This is a genomic window from Tessaracoccus sp. ZS01 (assembly GCF_022342445.1).
Classification (GTDB): domain Bacteria; phylum Actinomycetota; class Actinomycetes; order Propionibacteriales; family Propionibacteriaceae; genus Arachnia.
This window is the reverse complement of sequence record NZ_PQFE01000003.1, coordinates 57,001-74,216: the sequence shown is the minus strand read 5'-3', so window position 1 is coordinate 74,216 and position 17,216 is coordinate 57,001. Positions and strand designations below refer to the sequence as shown.

The 17,216-nt window shown below is 68.6% G+C and carries 19 protein-coding genes; 4 read left to right on the top strand and 15 right to left on the bottom strand.

The annotated features are described in order from the left end of the window. Positions 1-22: 22 nt before the first annotated feature. From C3E87_RS05520 to clpS, 7 genes are all read right to left on the bottom strand, one after another. Positions 23-835 carry a thymidylate synthase gene (locus C3E87_RS05520; RefSeq protein ID WP_076060376.1) on the bottom strand — a complete coding sequence of 271 codons (813 nt, stop codon included), beginning with the start codon at positions 833-835 and terminating at the stop codon, positions 23-25. Between the two features lies 1 nt (position 836). Then, entirely contained in the window at positions 837-1,445 is a 609-nt protein-coding gene (rdgB, locus tag C3E87_RS05515; protein WP_076060374.1) for an RdgB/HAM1 family non-canonical purine NTP pyrophosphatase, read from the bottom strand. Then, a complete protein-coding gene (gene rph, locus C3E87_RS05510; RefSeq protein WP_076060371.1) occupies positions 1,442-2,167 on the bottom strand; it encodes a ribonuclease PH in 726 nt (241 codons plus the stop codon). Before rph ends, rdgB begins: the two co-directional genes overlap by 4 nt. Before the next feature lie 154 nt (positions 2,168-2,321). Then, positions 2,322-3,131 carry a glutamate racemase gene (gene murI, locus C3E87_RS05505; RefSeq protein WP_076060368.1) on the bottom strand — a complete coding sequence of 270 codons (810 nt, stop codon included), beginning with the start codon at positions 3,129-3,131 and terminating at the stop codon, positions 2,322-2,324. 98 nt (positions 3,132-3,229) lie between these two features. Next, positions 3,230-4,657, bottom strand: coding sequence for a tyrosine phenol-lyase (locus tag C3E87_RS05500; protein WP_076060366.1), 1,428 nt, complete (start codon positions 4,655-4,657; stop codon positions 3,230-3,232). Between the two features lie 9 nt (positions 4,658-4,666). After that, positions 4,667-5,266 (bottom strand): DUF2017 family protein, encoded by a 600-nt coding sequence (locus C3E87_RS05495; protein WP_076060363.1) that lies wholly within the window; start codon positions 5,264-5,266, stop codon positions 4,667-4,669. After that, a complete protein-coding gene (gene clpS, locus C3E87_RS05490) occupies positions 5,263-5,556 on the bottom strand; it encodes an ATP-dependent Clp protease adapter ClpS (RefSeq protein WP_076060360.1) in 294 nt (97 codons plus the stop codon). Before clpS ends, C3E87_RS05495 begins: the two co-directional genes overlap by 4 nt. A 21-nt stretch (positions 5,557-5,577) precedes the next feature. On the opposite strand from clpS, the gene C3E87_RS05485 reads away from it, so the two are divergent. Then, positions 5,578-6,939: a nicotinate phosphoribosyltransferase gene (locus C3E87_RS05485; RefSeq protein WP_255362908.1), complete on the top strand. Its 1,362-nt coding sequence runs from the start codon at positions 5,578-5,580 to the stop codon at positions 6,937-6,939. 5 nt (positions 6,940-6,944) lie between these two features. On the opposite strand, the gene C3E87_RS05480 is transcribed toward C3E87_RS05485, so the two are convergent. Together C3E87_RS05480 and C3E87_RS05475 are read right to left on the bottom strand one after the other, a co-directional pair. Beyond that, positions 6,945-7,814 (bottom strand): WXG100 family type VII secretion target, encoded by an 870-nt coding sequence (locus C3E87_RS05480; RefSeq protein WP_076060355.1) that lies wholly within the window; start codon positions 7,812-7,814, stop codon positions 6,945-6,947. Beyond that, on the bottom strand, positions 7,811-8,176 hold the full coding sequence (locus C3E87_RS05475; protein ID WP_143570907.1) for a hypothetical protein: 366 nt from the start codon (positions 8,174-8,176) through the stop codon (positions 7,811-7,813). The genes C3E87_RS05480 and C3E87_RS05475 overlap by 4 nt, the downstream gene beginning before the upstream one ends. Before the next feature lie 14 nt (positions 8,177-8,190). Between C3E87_RS05475 and C3E87_RS05470 the strand changes: the two genes are divergently transcribed. Next, entirely contained in the window at positions 8,191-8,820 is a 630-nt protein-coding gene (locus C3E87_RS05470) for a YbaB/EbfC family nucleoid-associated protein (protein ID WP_143570906.1), read from the top strand. Between the two features lie 9 nt (positions 8,821-8,829). On the opposite strand, the gene C3E87_RS05465 is transcribed toward C3E87_RS05470, so the two are convergent. The 3 genes from C3E87_RS05465 to C3E87_RS05455 all read right to left on the bottom strand — a co-directional run bounded on the left by C3E87_RS05465 (position 8,830) and on the right by C3E87_RS05455 (position 12,438). After that, positions 8,830-9,348 (bottom strand): hypothetical protein, encoded by a 519-nt coding sequence (locus C3E87_RS05465; protein WP_076060348.1) that lies wholly within the window; start codon positions 9,346-9,348, stop codon positions 8,830-8,832. A 74-nt stretch (positions 9,349-9,422) separates the two neighbouring features. Further along, positions 9,423-11,573 carry a 4-alpha-glucanotransferase gene (malQ, locus tag C3E87_RS05460; protein ID WP_076060345.1) on the bottom strand — a complete coding sequence of 717 codons (2,151 nt, stop codon included), beginning with the start codon at positions 11,571-11,573 and terminating at the stop codon, positions 9,423-9,425. A 10-nt stretch (positions 11,574-11,583) separates the two neighbouring features. Next, positions 11,584-12,438: an RDD family protein gene (locus C3E87_RS05455; RefSeq protein ID WP_076060343.1), complete on the bottom strand. Its 855-nt coding sequence runs from the start codon at positions 12,436-12,438 to the stop codon at positions 11,584-11,586. Positions 12,439-12,495: 57 nt separating this feature from the next. Here C3E87_RS05455 and C3E87_RS05450 point away from each other — a divergent pair, with 57 nt between their 5' ends. Further along, complete coding sequence (locus tag C3E87_RS05450; protein ID WP_083665428.1) at positions 12,496-13,617, top strand: serine/threonine-protein kinase; 1,122 nt, start codon at positions 12,496-12,498, stop codon at positions 13,615-13,617. Here C3E87_RS05450 and C3E87_RS05445 read toward each other — a convergent pair. After that, positions 13,599-14,957, bottom strand: coding sequence for an MFS transporter (locus tag C3E87_RS05445; RefSeq protein ID WP_076060338.1), 1,359 nt, complete (start codon positions 14,955-14,957; stop codon positions 13,599-13,601). The two genes, C3E87_RS05450 and C3E87_RS05445, sit on opposite strands and share 19 nt — an antisense overlap. A 66-nt stretch (positions 14,958-15,023) precedes the next feature. Here C3E87_RS05445 and C3E87_RS05440 point away from each other — a divergent pair, with 66 nt between their 5' ends. Continuing rightward, entirely contained in the window at positions 15,024-15,266 is a 243-nt protein-coding gene (locus C3E87_RS05440) for a DUF3039 domain-containing protein (RefSeq protein ID WP_182764474.1), read from the top strand. A gap of 79 nt (positions 15,267-15,345) precedes the next feature. Here the strand turns inward: C3E87_RS05440 and ahcY are convergent, their stop codons facing one another. Continuing rightward, positions 15,346-16,815 (bottom strand): adenosylhomocysteinase, encoded by a 1,470-nt coding sequence (ahcY, locus tag C3E87_RS05435; protein WP_076060336.1) that lies wholly within the window; start codon positions 16,813-16,815, stop codon positions 15,346-15,348. Beyond that, a complete protein-coding gene (locus C3E87_RS05430; RefSeq protein WP_076060333.1) occupies positions 16,781-17,203 on the bottom strand; it encodes a type II 3-dehydroquinate dehydratase in 423 nt (140 codons plus the stop codon). Before C3E87_RS05430 ends, ahcY begins: the two co-directional genes overlap by 35 nt. Positions 17,204-17,216 lie beyond the last annotated feature (13 nt).

The following is a 17,216-nucleotide window of genomic DNA, read 5'->3' as shown; positions in this document are numbered from 1 at the left end:
CGAGAAGGGTAGCTCAGCGGGGTCACACCGCGATGGGTGCCTTGATGGCGGGGTGCGGGTCGTAGCCCTCCACCACGATGTCGCCCAGTTCGAACGCGTCGATCTCGCGCACATCCGGGTTGAGGTGCAGGGTCGGCAGCGGCCGGAACTCCCGCGCCAACTGCTCGGCGACCTGGTTGAAGTGGTTGGAGTAGATGTGGGCGTCGCCGAAGGTGTGGACGAACTCACCCACCCGCAGGCCGGTGACCTGGGCCACCAGGTGCGTGAGCAGCGCGTACGAGGCGATGTTGAACGGCACGCCGAGGAACACGTCGGCCGAGCGCTGGTACAGCTGGCAGCTGAGAGTGCCCGGGCCGCCGTCGGCCGACGGCGCGACGTAGAACTGGAACATCGTGTGGCACGGCGGCAGCGCCATGTCGTCGACGTCCGCCACGTTCCAGGCCGACACGATGTGGCGACGCGAATCCGGGTTGGCGCGCAGCGACTCGATGACCTTGGCGATCTGGTCGACATGCCGCCCGTCCGGGGTGGGCCAGGAGCGCCACTGGTAGCCGTAGACCGGGCCGAGGTTTCCGTCGGCGTCCGCCCACTCGTCCCAGATGCTGATGCCGTTGTCGTGCAGCCAGCCGATGTTGGTGTCGCCGCGCAGGAACCACAGCAGCTCGCCGAAGACGGAGCGGGTGTGCACCTTCTTGGTGGTCAGCAGGGGGAACCCGTCGCGCAGGTCGAAGCGAAGCTGGTGGCCGAACACCGACCGGGTGCCCGTGCCGGTGCGATCGGACTTGTCGACGCCGGTGTCCATGATGTGCCGCAGCAGCTGGTGGTACTGGCGCATGTCAGCCGAGTTCCTTGAGGTAATCGACGAACGCACGCACGGCGATGCCGCGGTGCGAGATCGAGTCCTTCTCCTCCGCCGTCAGCTCACTCGACGTGACGGTCATCCCGGCGGGCACGAACAGCGGGTCGTAGCCGAAGCCGTTCTCCCCCGCGGGCCGGTCGTTGATCCGTCCGGGCATGCGGCCGTGCCACACGCGGCGCTCGCCGTCTGGCGCGACCATGGCCAGGGCGCAGACGAATCGGGCGGAGCGACGCTCGTCTGGCAGCCCGTCCAGCTGGGCCAGCAGGAGCGCGTTGTTGTCCTCGTCATCGCACGCAGGGCCGGCCCAGCGTGCGGAACGCACCCCGGGCATGCCGTTGAGTTCGTCGACTTCCAGGCCGGAGTCGTCCGCGACGGCGAGCAGCCCCGTCGCGCGCATGGCCGCCTCGGCCTTGAGGAAGGCGTTGCCCTCGAACGTGCGCTCGGCCTCCTCGGGTTCGGGGTAGCGCTCGAAGTCGCCCAGCCCGAACACCTCGATGTCGAGGCTGGCGCCCTCGAGGATGCGCCGCAGTTCCCTGAGCTTCTTCGGGTTGTTGGTGGCCAGCACCAGCTTGTCTGGGCGGGTCACGCCAGCGCCTCGCGCTGAATCCGGGTCAGTTCGGCGCAGCCGACGGTGCCGAGGTCGATGAGCTCCCCCAACTCCTCACGGCTGAACGGCACGCCCTCGGCGGTGCCCTGAACCTCGATGAACTTGCCGGAGCCCGTCATCACGATGTTCATGTCGGTCTCCGCGGCCACGTCCTCGTCGTAACAGAGGTCCAGCAGCGCGGTGCCCGCCTTGTCGAAGCCGACGGAGACCGCGGCAACGGAGTCGGTCAGGGGTTCTCCAGCCAGGGCGCCGAGGCCGCGCAGATGGGCGACGGCGTCCGCGAGGGCCACGTAGGCGCCGGTGATGGCAGCGGTGCGCGTACCACCGTCGGCCTGGAGCACGTCGCAGTCGAGGACGATGGTGTTCTCGCCCAGCGCCTTGTAGTCCACGACGGCGCGCAGCGAGCGGCCGATGAGGCGGGAGATCTCGTGGGTGCGGCCGCCCACCTTGCCGCGGATCGACTCGCGATCCGAGCGGGTGTGAGTGGCGCGGGGCAGCATGGCGTATTCGGCGGTCACCCAGCCGAGGCCCGAACCGGAGCGCCAGCGCGGCACCCCGACGGTCACGGATGCTGCCACCAGCACCCGGGTGCGGCCGAACTCGACGAGCACGGAACCTTCCGCGTGGTCCAGCCAGTTTCGGGTGATGCGCACCGGGCGCAGTTGATCAGTGGTGCGGCCGTCGATGCGAGTCACAGTCATGGGCTCCAACTTAGCTTCTCTGGTCAGCGGGGGCAGTCGCAGCGCTCGGGGACGGGGACGCCCTCGAGGGCCTCTTCGATGTGGGCTCCGCAGCCCTGCCAGGTGGGCTTTCCGCACTGGGCGCAGGTGACTTTCATGCACATGGCGTATCTCCTCAATCGTGGTCGATGACGACGGTGGTGGCGTCCGTGACGAAGCCACCCAATAATCTACGCCCGATTCCCTGGAAGTTATGGGCGTCTCCCGTGGTGAGGAAGATGCGCTCCGCCTCCCGTGGCTGGTGGTGCAGCAGGCCCGCCTGGGTGAGCTGCGAGTAGGTCGACTGGGCGCAGGCCTCCGCCGACGAGACCAGTGTCACGCCGGTGCCCAGCACATAGCCGATGAGGCCCTGGAGCAGCGGGTAATGCGTGCAGCCGAGGATCAGGGTGTCGACCTGGGCCTTCTTGATGGAGGCCAGGTACTCCTCCGCGATGCCCAGCAACTCGTCGCCGCCGGTGATGCCCGCTTCCACGAACTCCACGAAACGCGGGCAGGCCTGCGGGGTCAGGGAGATGTGGGGCGCGATGGCGAAGGCGTCCTCGTAGGAGCGTGAGTTCACCGTCGACTGAGTGGCGACCACGCCGACCCTGCCGTTGCGGGTGGCGGCGACCGCACGGCTCGCTGCGGGTAGGACGACCTCGGTGATCGGCACGTCGTAGCGTTCGCGGGCGTCGCGCAGCACGGCGGAGGATGCGGAGTTGCAGGCGATGACGAGCGCCTTGACGCCCCGCTCCACGAGGTGGTCCAGCCCCTGGAGGGCGAACCTGCGCACTTCTGCGATGGCGCGGGGGCCGTACGGCGCGCGCGCGGTGTCGCCGAGGTAGACGAAGTCTTCGTTGGGCAACTGCTCGACCAGCGAGCGGAGGACGGTGAGACCACCGAATCCGGAGTCGAAGACGCCGATGGGTTGCTCGATGCTGGTCACGAGCGGTGAGTCTAGCCCTCTGCCCCAATCCTCCAACTATGTGGGCGTGCGGGGCTCCCCCAGATGGCGAGCGCCGCACGCCCACATCGTGGGGGATATCAGAGGGGTTCGAAGCGGGCCTGGAAGAAGCGCAGGTACCGGGGCTCGTAGACCATCCTGAGCCCACGCACGGATTCGGGGTGGTCGAAGCAGGCCTTCACCGATTCGGCCACCACATCCATGTGCGCCTGCGTGTAGACCCGCCGCGGGATGGTGAGGCGCGTCAGCTCCAGCTTCGGACGGTGGTTCTCACCGGTCACGGCGTCACGGCCGGCCGACACGATGCCCCGTTCCATGGCCCGGACCCCGGACTCGAGATACAGCTCCGCGGCCAGGGTCTGGGCGGGGAACTGGTCCTGCCCGAGGTGCGGATAGAAGTCGCGCGCGTCGAGGAAGATGGCGTGGCCCCCCACTGGTTTCACGAACGGGACGCCCCACTGCTCCAGGAGGGCGCCGAGGTACCGGACCTGGCCGACGCGGCTCTTCATGTAGTCGTCGTTGAGCGCCTCGCGGATGCCGATCGCCATGGCCTCCATGTCGCGTCCAGCCATCCCGCCGTACGTGTGGAGGCCCTCGTAGACCACCACCAGGTTGCGCGCCTCCTCGAAGAGTTCGCGGTTGTTCGTGCTCAGCCAACCACCGATGTTGACCAGCGGGTCCTTCTTGCCGGACATGGTGGCGCCGTCGGTGTGCGAACAGAACTCCCTCAGGATCTCGGCGATCGGTTCGTCCGCGTAGCCCTCCTCGCGCTCCTGGATGAACAGTGCGTTCTCCATCGCGCGGGTGGCGTCCAGGTAGATCGGGATGCCGTGCTGCTGGGTGAGTTCTCTCACCGCACGCAGGTTCGCCATGGAGATGGGCTGCCCGCCGGCCATGTTCACCGTCGCCGCGACGCACACGTACGGGATCTTGTCGGCGCCCACCTCGTCGATCAGCGAAGAGAGCTTCTCCAGGTCGACGTTTCCCTTGAACGGGTGCAGCGAGTGCGAGTCATGCGCCTCGTCGATGATGATGTCGTGGAACGTGGCGCCGGCGCGCTCCTGATGGAAGCGGGTGGTGGTGAAATACATGTTGCCGGGCACGTGGTCGCCCGGCTTGATGAGGCTCTGGGAGAGCAGGTTCTCCGCGCCGCGCCCCTGATGGGTCGGCACCAGGTACTCCCAGCCGTAGCATTCCCGCACGGTCTGTTCGAGGTGGTAGAAGTTCTCGCTGCCGGCGTAGGCCTCGTCCCCCAGCATGATGCCGGCCCACTGGCGGTCGCTCATCGCGTTGGTGCCGGAGTCTGTCAGCAGGTCGATGTACACGTCCCGCGAACGTAACAGAAAGGTGTTGTACCCGGCCTCAGCGAGCGCCGCCTTCCGCTCCTCGGCGGTGGTCATGTGCAGCGGCTCGACCATCTTGATCCGGTAGGGCTCAGCCCAGCTGCGGCGGTCCTGCTGCTGCCCCATGGTGTGCAGGGAGGTGGGTGGTTTCGCGGCTCCTGGCATCCACCGATACTAGGCGTCTGGGCCTGTCAATGGTTCGTAATCGTCGGGGTCGTACACGGACCCGGTGCGCAGGCAGCGCTCCCGCGAATCGATGAGGTCCTCCAGGATGTACCCCAGCCATTCGACGAGGTCCACCAGGCCGGGATTCGCTGAGGCGACCGCCGGCGTCGGCCGAGCCAGTCGCTCGGTGCCGGCCAGTTCCGCCCACCAGAACAGCCGCAGCGCACCCAGGGTGCGGGCCCAGTCGTCGACCGCGCCGAGCGTCACCGGGATGTAGTCGTGGTAGGCGTCCAGATTGTCCACGACCACCTGGGCCGCCTCGATCCGCGCCCTCGTCTGGGCGTGGATGGAGTCGCGCCAGAACTCGTCGGTCTGCTTCGCGTCGCCCAGCGCGGCCGGGAACAGCCGGGCCAGGCGGGGGTTGGCCAGCATCCGGTTGGTGGGGTCGTCGGACATGTCGGCGACGATCTGCTCGAACGGGTCGTCGCTCTCGGCGGGGAGGAGCTCCTCCAGGTGCTGGGTGTAGAACCGCACCATGGAGGCCAGCCCCTTGTCGCGGCCGTCCGCGCCGTCGAATTCCCAGACGATGTCCTCAGGCTCCAGGGTCACGACTGCTCCATCGTGGCCCACAGGTTGTACCCCTGCATGGCCAGCACGTCGCGTTCCATGGCTTCGCGGTTGCCGGTGGAGACCACAGCCTTGCCTTCGTGGTGCACGCGCAGCATGAGTTCCTCCGCCTTCTCCAGCGGGTACTTGAAGTACTCCTGGAACACGTAGGTGACGTAGCTCATCAGGTTGACCGGGTCATCCCACACGATGGTGACCCACGGCGCGGCGCTCAACGGCGTCTCAGTGGGTTGCTCGACGACCTCAACCCCTCCTGCTGGTGCTTGGCTCATGCCCCCTACTCTGCCACTACGCTGAAGCGCATGACCACAGCCCTGCTGACCGATCATTACGAGCTGACGATGGTGCAGGCGGCGATGAACGCCGGCACCGCGCAGCGGCGGAGTCTGTTCGACCTGTTCACCCGTCGCCTCCCCGAGGGCCGCCGCTACGGCGTCGTGGCCGGCCTGGGGCGTGCGATCGATGCCATCGAGAACTTCCGCTTCGGCGACGAGGAGCTCAGCTTCCTGTTGGGGAAGAACATCATCCACGACGAGTTGGCCGAGTACCTGGCCACCTACCGGTTCACCGGCGACATCTGGGGCTATCCCGAGGGTGAGGTGTATTTCCCCGGTTCCCCGGTGCTGTCCGTCGAGGGCACCTTCGCCGAGGCGGTGCTCCTGGAGACCGTCCTGCTCAGCATCTACAACCACGATTCCGCCATCGCCGCCGCAGCGTCGCGCATGACCGCGATGGCCGGCAACCGGGCGTGCGCGGAGATGGGCGCCCGCAGGACGCAGGAGTACTCCGCCGTCGCCGCAGCCCGCGCGGCGTACGTGGCGGGTTTCGCGTCCACGTCGAACCTGGAGGCGGGGCGCACCCACGGCATCCCGACGATCGGCACCGCCGCCCACTCGTTCACGCTGCTGCACGACACGGAAGAGGACGCGTTCCGCGCCCAACTGGCCACGCTGGGCGACAACACCACGCTGCTCGTCGACACCTATGACGTGGAGGCCGCCATCCGGCTGGGCGTCGAGCTGACGGAGGGCCGGCTCGGGTCAATCCGCCTGGATTCCGGCGATCTCGCCATCATGGCCCGCCAGGCGAGAGACCTCCTCGACGACCTCGGCGCCACCGCCACCAAGATCATGGTCACCTCAGACCTCGACGAGTGGCAGATCGCCCAGTTGCAGGGCTCCCCCGTCGACGGGTACGGCGTCGGCACCTCGCTGGTGACCGGCTCCGGCCACCCCACCTGCGGCTTCGTCTACAAGCTGGTGGCCCGCGCTGAATCCGAGGCACCCGACGCCCCCTGGGTGCCGGTCGGGAAGAAGTCCAAGGGCAAGAACACGCTGGGCGGCCGCAAGTTCGCGATGCGCCGGATGGGCCCCGACGGGCGGGCCGAATCCGAGGTGATCGGGCTGGGCACCCCGCCGGTCAACGACGGCAACGACCGCGAACTCCTGGTGCCCATCTACCAGGGTGGCGAGCTGGTGCATCACGCCACGCTCGACGACGCCCGACGCCGCCACCGCGAGTCGCTGGCTGAGCTGCCGATGTCCGCCCTGCGGATCTCGAAGGGAGACCCGGCGCTGGAGACCGTCATCCTGGACGCCGCCGGCGATGTGACGACCAACCCGTACCAGGCGGCACCGATCGTCACGAACCTCTGACGCGGTCAGCGCGCGGCACCCACCGCCTCGTTGGAACTTCCGACGGCGTCGGTGGCGTCACCTCCGGCGTTGAGCACCTCGCCAACGCCGCCGGGCATCGACAGGCCCGGCACCCCGGTCACGGCGCTGACCCCGCCGAGCGCGGCGTTGCCCGCCAGGTTGGTGGGGATCTTGATGGGGGCGGCCAGCGCGGTGAGCACTGCCTTGTCCACCAGCCCGGTGCCCTTCTTGGCCTTCTCGATGGCCAGGAACAGCTCGCGGATGGCTTTGAGGACGTCGGCCACCTTCTTCATCACGGCCTGAATCTTCGTCAGGGCCCGCGCCAGCGCCTGGAGCACCTTGGCGGCCCGCTCGACCCCCTTCAGCACGCTGGCCAACGCCTGCGCACCCTTGGCCAGGTTCGCGGCTACCCAGGCGACCGCGGACGCACCGGCCGTGAAGACGGCCAACGCGCCCGCCACCGCCAGCGATGACACCAGGAACTCGATGACGCCGCGGATGATGTCGAGGATCAGGTTGGCGCAGCTGACGCTCGTCTCCGCGGCTGAGCGCAGGATCTCCTGTGTCTGCGAGATGGCCGGCGCCAGTGACTCGAGTCTCTGACGCACCTGCTGCATCTTCGCGTCGAACGCCATCCGGGCCTGGCCGTCCCACATCCCGATGCCGGCCCGGGCCGATTCCACCTCCGCCGCCAACTGCTGCACCCGCTGGGCGATGGCGTCGTAGGTGGGCGCGTGGCCGGCGACCTTGTTGGGATTACCCGTGATCCAGCGGAGCGCCTCAGACGTCTTCTGGTAGGGCCATTCGAGCACCTGCTGCACCGGCCACGGGCACTGCTGGTACCAGGAGTCCAGGGAGTTGTTGTACTCGGTCACTGCCCGGCCTCCCCGAAGAAGTTGTTGATGGCCTCAGTGGCGGCGGCGTCGATGGCCTCGTACGACTCTGCGCACAACTGGAGCCCATCGGACGTGGAGCCCAGCACTTCTGCCAGTTCCTGCAGGACCGTGGTGCACTCGGCGGTGTGCTCCTGGAATGCCTCGAAGATGCGCGTCTGCAACCACGGGACGCGTCCGAAGTCTGCCTGGGCCAGATGCACCGAGCCCAGCGTCGACACCTGGTCAGCTGCTGTGGTGTGCATCTCGCCGAAACGCTCTCCGGCGGCGCGTAGGTCCGGGTAACTCACCGCGAAATCTGTCACCGGCCCAACGTACGTCATGCCGGGTCCACCCCTGGTCATGCTTCAATTCCTTCATGTCTGATTTCCCACGCGACGCTCTCGACAGCCCCCAGTTGAGGGAACTGATGGCACTCGCCGAGGCCACCTACACCGGGCACAGCCAGGACGGCACGGCCACGGCCGTCGTCGACGGCGGCCTGTCGGTGCTGTCCACCGACGCCGGGCCGGTGGAACGGCCGGCCCAGGCCGGGACCGCCCTCGTGCAGGCCATCAACGACGCACTGGCCCACGCCGAGCGCGACATCGAGAGCCGCGTCGCATCCGGCAGCCTGCTCTCCCCGCAACTCCGGGCGGTGCTCGAGACGGGGGTGCTCCCGGATGACGATGCGCCTCCGGCGGGAGACGTGCTGCGCACCTTCGAGGGAGCCTCTGACGACGGCGCGGTGGTCATTCAGGTCGACGCGAGGACGCGCCGTCTCACGGCCTGCTACGTACAGGACGTGCGGCCGGAGACCCTGGCCCAGGTGCCCGCGGCCACGAACCGGGCGCTCGCCTCGTCGCAGGTGGGGCGCGACGACGCCCAGCCGCTCAGCGAAACCCTGGACAAGCTGCTCAGCCACTTCGACACGGACATGACCGCCCTGGAAGGACGCCTCGCCGCCGTCGACGACCAGCTCGACGAGATCCTGCGCAAGCTCAGCTAGCGCAGCCTGTTACCGCGCGAGGCCGACAAGCTCACGCCACGCCGTGACGAGCCGCTGGGCGCGCCGCCAGAAGAACAGGCCTGCGACGAGCCGCACCATCGAGCCGTCTGACATCGTGAGCCGCAGCCGGCCGTGCTGCCCCAGCCGTGGGTCGTGCCGGATCTCCGCCACCGCATCGAGCGGCCAGGCGCCCTTGACGACGGGGGTGCCGTTCACCGGCAGGTCGACGGCGAGCACCCGCGCGTCGGTCAACACCAGGTGGGCGTGTCCGTCGAAAGCCCGTGCCACGCCCGCGGCCAGGGATGCCTGCGAGCCGTTCAACGTCAGGCCCGAGATGGCGGATTCGGCGGCCCGGTTCCACTTGGGCACCGTCAATCCGTCGATGATGTCGAACGTGACGACATTGTCCTCGGGGCCGGTCTGCTCCCTACCCGCCATGTAGGCGACGTACGGCGCGGCCACGGTGCGTTCCCCCGGCTCGAGGACCTGGGCGAACTCGTCCGCGTAGATCTTGACGGGATCAAACATGGGGCACCTTCCTCAACGACTGGCCCGAGTATGCCGCACCGCAGGGCGCAGGACGCCGCCTCACCCGGGCGGGGTCAGCCCCAGCGCGACTCGGGCTGGCTGTCGAACCCGTTCATCACCGCGGCCAGGCGCCGGGGCAGCTCGGCCTGGAAGATCTCCGCCAGATCCAGCCGCTTCCCGGCGGCGTCGCCCAACGGGACCCGCCAGTTCGGGTACTCGTTGATGGTGCCCGGCTGGTTCTGGGCCCGGCGCTCCCCCACCGCGTCCGCGAGGGCTGCCAGCAGCACCTTCGACGGGGTCCGCAGCAGGAACTTGTGCAGCGCGAGCATCACCTCGACGGGGTCGTCGCGGTGCGCGGGATCCAGCAGTCCGTCGACGATGAGCTTGGTCACCCAGTCCGCCTGCTCCTGCTGCGCCCCCGCGAGTTCGGTCTCGAGCGGCTCCGTGAGCAACCCCAGGTCGTGGCGGAGCCGGACGTGGTCGCCGGCGAGGTAGCCCAGCGTCGGCGGCAGGTCGTGGGTGGTGACGGAGGCCATGCAGTACTCGCGCCACCACTGCGCGTCGAGCGGCTCCCCCTGAAGCCCCGCTTCAAACCACAACACCGAGGTGCCGAGGAGCCCGCGGCGCGAGAGGTAGTCGCGCACCCAGGGCTCCACCGTGCCGAGGTCTTCCCCGACGACGAGCGCCTGGGCGCGCTGAGCCTCCAGCGCCAGGATGCCGATCATGGCCTCATGGTTGTTGCGCACGTAGGTGCCGGCGGTGGGGCCCAACCCCTGCGGCACCCACCACAGGCGGAACATGCCGATGATGTGGTCGACCCGCAGGCCACCGACGCGGCGCAACGCCGCCGCCACCATGGCGCGGAACGGTTCGTAGGCCAGTTCCTCGAGTCGGTCAGGGCGCCAGGGCGGCTGACCCCAGTCCTGCCCCGATTGGTTGTACTGGTCCGGCGGCGCTCCGACGCTCATGCCCTGTGCGAACACGTCAGGCATCATCCACGTCTCCGCGCCGTAGCGGTGCACGCCGACGGCGAGGTCTGTGACGATGCCCACCGGCATGCCCACCTCGTCGGCGACGGTCTGGGCGGCGGACACCTGCGTCTGCGCCACCCACTGCAGCCACTCGAAGAAGTCCACCTCCTCGGCGTTCGCCTCGGCGAAGGCAGCCACCGCGGGCGACGAGGGCGAGCGGTAGGCCTCCGGCCACTCCGCCCAGAACTGCCCGAACTCGATGCTCAGGGCGCTCCAGAGTGCGAAGAACCGCAGGCCGATGCCCTCGCGGCCGCGGAAGTCCTGGAACGCGATGTGCCTGGCCGGGCGCATGCCCGCCCCGTGAATGATCCGCAGGGCCTCGAGCTTCAACGGCCAGATGGCGTTGCGGTCCACGATGCCGGAGGTGTCGGCCGCCGCCTGCGCCTGCTCCAGCAACAGCTTGATCCGCTTGCGCTCGTCCTTGCCGAGGGTGGCGTACTCGGGGATGGATTCGGGGTGGATGTAGATGGGGTTGATGAACCGGCGGCTGGCGGGCAGGTACGGCGACGGCTCGATCGGTGGTGCCGGCTCAGCCGCGTGGAGCGGGTTGATCAGCACGTAGCCGGCGAACTGGCGCGTGCCGGACCAGGTGATGAGGTCGCCCAGGTCGCCCAGGTCGCCGATGCCCCAGGAGCGCGAGGACGTGACCGAGTACAACTGGGTGCCGTAGCCCCAGATCCGGTTACCGCGCATGCGCGAGGGGAAGCCGACGAAGCTCGGCGTGATGATCAGCGACGACCGGTGCGTGCCGGCGACGGTGTGCGCCACGATCTCGTGGTAACCGATGGGCAGGTCTTCGCCCAGCCAGAAGGTCGCCTCCCCGATGGGTGCACCGTCGACCCACCGGTCCGGCCTGGTGTTCTCCGATTGCCACGTGGTGCGGGTCTCGCCGGATTCCAGCCGCACCGAGATCTCGACGGAGGTCCCGGCGGGGACGTGCACGTCGACATGGATGCCCTGGCCCTCTTCCGCCACGGTGCACGCGGGGAGGGTGCGGCGCCAGTGGTCGTCCTCCAACCGGGTGAGCGCGTCGTCTGCCGCCTGCGGGGTGGAGGCGTCGATCTCGAAGGCGCGGAGCACCTCGATGATGGTCTCGGCAGGAATGGCCTGGTGGCGGCCCTTCCAATCCCAGAATTCCTGGGCGATGCCGAACTTCTCCGCCAGCTGGGCAAGCCCTGGGTACACGTCGCTCACCGCAACGACCCTAACGGATCTTCAGGACGACGGTGCGCGCGATGAGGTCTGCGAGTGTCTGCTTGCGCGGGGTGAAGGCCGCGAAGAGCCCGTTGATGAGCCCGATGAAGGACAGCGCGTAGAGCACGGGCGACACGATGGAGCGCAGGACGATCGTGCCCCAGCCCATCTTGGCGTCCGGGTTGGCGGCGGGCACAGTGCGGGCACCGATGGCCAGCTGCCCGAGCGTGGCGCTCTTCCAGGCGTACATGGCGATGCGGTAGACGACCCACACCGCCACCTGCACCAGGGACACCTGCAGGAGGAGGGAATTCCATTCGGCGCCGGCGAGTTCCGGCATGGGTCCGCTCTGGCTCTCGGACCAGATGATGAACTCCCTGCTCCAGCGCTCGGCCAGGGCGGACATGCTGTTGGTGATCCCCAATGCTGAAGCGACGATGAAGGTGGGGATCATCATGACGAGTCCGTCGAGGAAGTAGCCCAGCACGCGCCACCAGAAACCCGCCGGACGCGGGAACTGCTGCGCACCGTAGCCGGCGCCGTAGCCTTGCACGCCGCCGTAGGGCTGCTGCCCGTACTGCGGCTGGTACGGCTGCTGTCCGTACTGGGGCTGCTGCCCGTAGGGCTGCTGGCTGTACTGCTGCTGGGCCTGCTCCTGCTGCCGGGCCGGGCTGGCGTAGGACTGCGTGGTGCCGAAGCCGGACGCCCCCGTCGGCCCACTGGGGGCCGCGCCCGGCGCTGCCTCGGGAGCCACCCTGTCCCGGGTGGACTGCGACCATGCAACGCCGTCCCAGAACCTCTCACCCCCGGATCCGGCGGGATCCGGGTACCAACCGGCGGGGGGCTGCTGCGGGGTATTCGTCATGGCTCCAAGGATGCCAGAGATCAGCGGACTTCCCCGGCGGCTTGTTTTTAGGGGAGAATGCTTATCGCAATGGAGATGATCGGGCGTTACAGGATCACCGGACGTATCGGGTCCGGGTCTTTCGCCACCGTCTACCGCGGCCAGGACGACACGCTCGACGTGCCGGTGGCCGTCAAGGTGCTCGCCGATAACTGGGCCACCAACGACGATGTGCGCGCCCGTTTCCTGGCGGAGGCCCGCCTGCTGCGCCGAATTTCGGATGAACGCATCGTGCGGGTCTACGACATCGGCACCACAGACCGGGGTCAGCCCTACTTCGTGATGGACCTCGCCAACGGCGGCTCCCTGGAGCAACTGCGCAAGCGCATGGTGGCCCCCGGCCTGGCGCTGCGCCTCTGCGCCGAGGCCGCCCGCGCGCTCGAGGTGCTGCACCGCAACCAACTGGTGCACCGCGACATCACGCCCGGCAACATCCTGCTGACCAACTCGTCGGGCGGCGTGCGGGTGATGCTCGCAGACCTCGGCGTGGCGAAGTCGCTGCTGGACGAGTACCGCGACACCATGACCGCCGGTACCCCGGCCTACATGGCGCTGGAGCAGGCCAACTCGTCGCAGCTGGACCAGCGCTCAGACATCTACTCGCTGGCCTGCGTGACCTACGCCCTGCTGACCGGGCGCCCGCCGTTCCCGGTCAAGACGCTGGCTGAGTTGCTCAACCGCAACCACACCATCGGCCCGGCCGCCATCGCGGAACAGATCGGCGCCCCGGAACTGCTGGACCAGTTGATGGCCTCGGCGCTCTCGCCGGATCCCAACCGGCGCCCCCAGACCGCCGCCCAGTTCGCGGAGGTGCTGGACCGTCTGGCGGACAAGCTCCCCGGCGGCGACTCGTACCAGCCGCGGCCCATCACCTCGACGACGGCGGTGATCGGTCAGATGCCCTCCGCGCCGCAGCCCATGGGCGCGCTGATCAGCGGCGGCAGGCAGAACGGCGGCAGCCTCCCTTCGCGCAGCGAGACCCCGGCCTCCATGCTGGACAACTACATCGGCCGGGGTCGCTACGCGCCCAAGAAGTCGGTCGAGACGCACTCGCCGTGGTTCTACGTGTGGGTCACCAGTTCCGCCATGCTCCTGCTCGGCCTGACGATCTGGCTGACCATCTACGTACTCACGCGCTGAACGCGCAACTCGTTCTCGATCCAGCCGATGCGTCGGCTGAGCGCAATGGCCGCCACCGCGAGGAGCAGCACCGCACCGAGTGAAACCGAGTAACTGAGCTTCTTCGGCTCTACGAACAGCAGCGCGGTGTAGATGCCGCCGGCGACCGCGGTCACCACGGAGTTGCCGACCGATTCAGCCAGTTGGAGCGACGACTGGTGCCGCCCCTGCTCGAACTGCGACGACAACCCCATCACCGCCACTGAGCTGCTGGGCATCGTGAGCCCCATGCCCAGCCCTGCGACGATCCACCCGGCCAGCGCCGCCGCCAGCGGCATCCCGGGGAACCAGGCGAACGCCACCAGCGTCGCGATCCCGAACGCGGAGAGGGCCGCCCCCAGCGTGATGAAGGCGTCCCGGCTGAGCGGCACCCAGCGCTGCGCCTGCAACCAGGACGCGAGGGTCCACCCCAGGCTGCCGACGGTGAGCGCGAGGCCCACCTGGAACGGCGTGTAGCCCCGGAGGTGCTGGAGCGTGACCAGCACGATGGTCTCGGCCGCGAAGAAGGCGCCGGCCTGGGTGGCGCGGGCCAGCACGATGCTCGGGATGCCCGGCCCGAAGCCCAGCGCCTTGGGCGCGATGATCCGCTTGAGGCCCCAGGCCAGCGCGGCGACACCCGCGGCCGCCGAGACCCATCGCCAGAGGCCCAGCGGCTGGCCGGCGAGCAGGATGAACGACGGCGCCAGCGTCACCGCGATGGTGGCGGCGACCGGGACGGGCGGCACGTCGCCGTCGCCGTGGAACTCCGCCTGGACGCGCCGCAGCCCGGGCAACGTGATGGCGAACGCGATGACCATCAGCGGCACCATCACGGCGAAGACCAGCCGCCAGTTGGTCAGCGCCAGCCAGGCGGCGATGGGCGGGCCGACGAAGGCGGGGAGCAGCCAGCAGAACGACACCAACGCCATGGCCCTGGGCCGGTCCTCGGGCCGGAACCCGTGTGCGACGATCACCATCAGCGTGAGGTTGAGCGCGCCGGCACCCAGGCCCTGGACCACGCGGCCGGCGAGCAGCACCCACACCGACGGTGCGAGCCAGCCCATGACCAGCCCGATGCCGAACAACGCGAAGCCCACATAGATGGGCAGCGACGGGCCGAGCCTGTCCGTGACCCGGCCGGCCACGACGACGGCCAGCAGCATGCCCGACACGAAGGTGGTGAAGGCCCAGGGGTACAGGACGGTGGCGCCGAGGTCCTCCATGACGGTGGGCAACGCCGTCGCGATGCCGATGGCCTGGAAGGCGACGGCGAAGACGCTCAGCATGATGCCCGCGATGAGCGCCCAACGTCCCTGCGTCATGAAACCTCCTTGACCGCGCCCCATTGTGCCGCACGTGTCTCTGCGCGGCGACGTAGAATCTGTCGCATGAGTGAACTGGCCCCCGGATCCCAGACTGTTGTTGACGAGCGCACGGAGCTGTTCGAGGACGGCGACCAAGACCGCTTCTCGCACTACGTGCCCAAGGACAAGCTGATGAAGGCCATGGTCACCGGCACGCCGGTGGTGGCGCTGTGCGGCAAGGTGTGGGTGCCCACCAAGAACCCCGACAAGTTCCCGGTGTGCCCGGAATGCAAGGAGATCTGGCAGACGCTGAGGCCGGGCGAGTAACACTCCCCCTCAACTGTTGGATAAAGGAATCGCCGGCGGGCAGGTGCTCGCCGGCGACTCGTTTCCGTAGCGGTGTTGCTCAGTAGCGGTAGTACTCGGACTTGTACGGGCCGGCGACGTCCACACCCAGGTAGGCGGCCTGCGCAGCGGACAGTTCCGTGAGCTTCACGCCCAGCGCGCCCAGGTGCAGGCGCGCCACCTCCTCGTCCAGCTGCTTCGGCAGCACGTAGACGCCCACCGGGTAGTCGGCCGGCTTGGTGAAGAGCTCGATCTGTGCGAGCACCTGGTTGGTGAACGAGTTGCTCATCACGAACGACGGGTGGCCCGTGGCGTTGCCCAGGTTCAGCAAGCGCCCCTCGGACAGGACGAGGACGGAGTGGCCGTCGTCGAAGCGCCACTCGTGGACCTGCGGCTTGATCTCCACGCGCTGCACATCCGTGCGCGATTCGAGGCCGGCCATGTCGATCTCGTTGTCGAAGTGGCCGATGTTGCCGACGATGGCCTGGTGCTTCATGCGGGCCATCTGCTCGTGCGAGATGACGTTGAGGCAGCCGGTGGCGGTGACGAAGATGTCTGCGGTGTCCACCACGTCGTCGAGCGTGGTGACCTGGTAGCCGTCCATCGCGGCCTGCAGCGCGCAGATGGGGTCCACCTCCGTCACGACGACCCGGGCGCCCTGGCCGCGCAGCGACTCCGCACAGCCCTTGCCGACGTCGCCGTAGCCGCACACGACGGCGACCTTGCCGCCGATCAGCACGTCGGTGGCGCGGTTGATGCCGTCGATGAGCGAATGACGGCAGCCGTACCGGTTGTCGAACTTCGACTTGGTCACCGAGTCGTTGACGTTGATGGCCGGGAACAGCAGCGTGCCGTTCTTCGACATCTCGTAGAGGCGGTGCACGCCGGTGGTGGTCTCCTCGGTCACGCCCTGGATCGACGCGGCGAGGGCCTCCCAGTCCACCTTGCCGAACGCGTCGCGCAGGGTCTGCTTGACGACGCGGAACTCGTGCGAGTCGTCGTCGGCGTCAGCCGGGGCCTCGCCCGCGCGCTGGGCGCCGACGCCCTGGTGGACGAGCAGCGTGGCGTCGCCACCGTCGTCGAGGATCATGTTGGGGTGCCGGCCGTCCGGCCATTCGAGGATCTGGCGGGTGCACCACCAGTACTCCTCCAGCGTCTCGCCCTTCCACGCGAACACCGGGACACCCTGCGGGTTGTCCGGCGTGCCGTCCGGGCCGACGGCGATGGCCGCGGCCGCGTGGTCCTGGGTGGAGAAGATGTTGCACGAGGCCCAGCGCACGTCGGCGCCCAACGCGACGAGGGTCTCGATCAGCACCGCCGTCTGGATGGTCATGTGCAGCGACCCGGCGATCCGGGCGCCCTTCAGCGGCTTGGAGTCACCGAACCGTTCGCGCATGGCCATCAGGCCGGGCATCTCATGCTCGGCGAGGGTGATCTCCTTGCGGCCGAAATCGGCCAGGGACAGGTCAGCTACACGAAAATCCACGGGCCCAACTCTACATGGCGGCCACGTGGGCCAAGGCGAGGTCATATCCGCCCACGCCGCAGCCGATGATGATGCCGGCCGCCTTCGCCGACAGCACGCTGTGTTCCCGGAAACCCTCGCGGGCATGCACGTTGGAGATGTGCACCTCCACGTAGGTGGTCAGCGCCGCCGCATCCGCGATGGCGTACGAGTAGTGCGTCCAGGCCCCCGCGTTGAGGACGACCGGGAGGTCACCGTCGGCAGCCTCGTGGAGCCACTCGATCATCTGCCCCTCGTGCTCCGTCTGCCGGACGTCCACCTCGAGGCCCATGCCCTCACCGGTCTCGACGAGGTGCTCGGCGAGGCCGGCGTACGTCACCCCACCGTAGATCTCCGGCTGACGGGTACCGAGCCGGCCGAGGTTGGGGCCGTTGAGGACGAGAACCTTGCGCATGCGCTGAGGATAT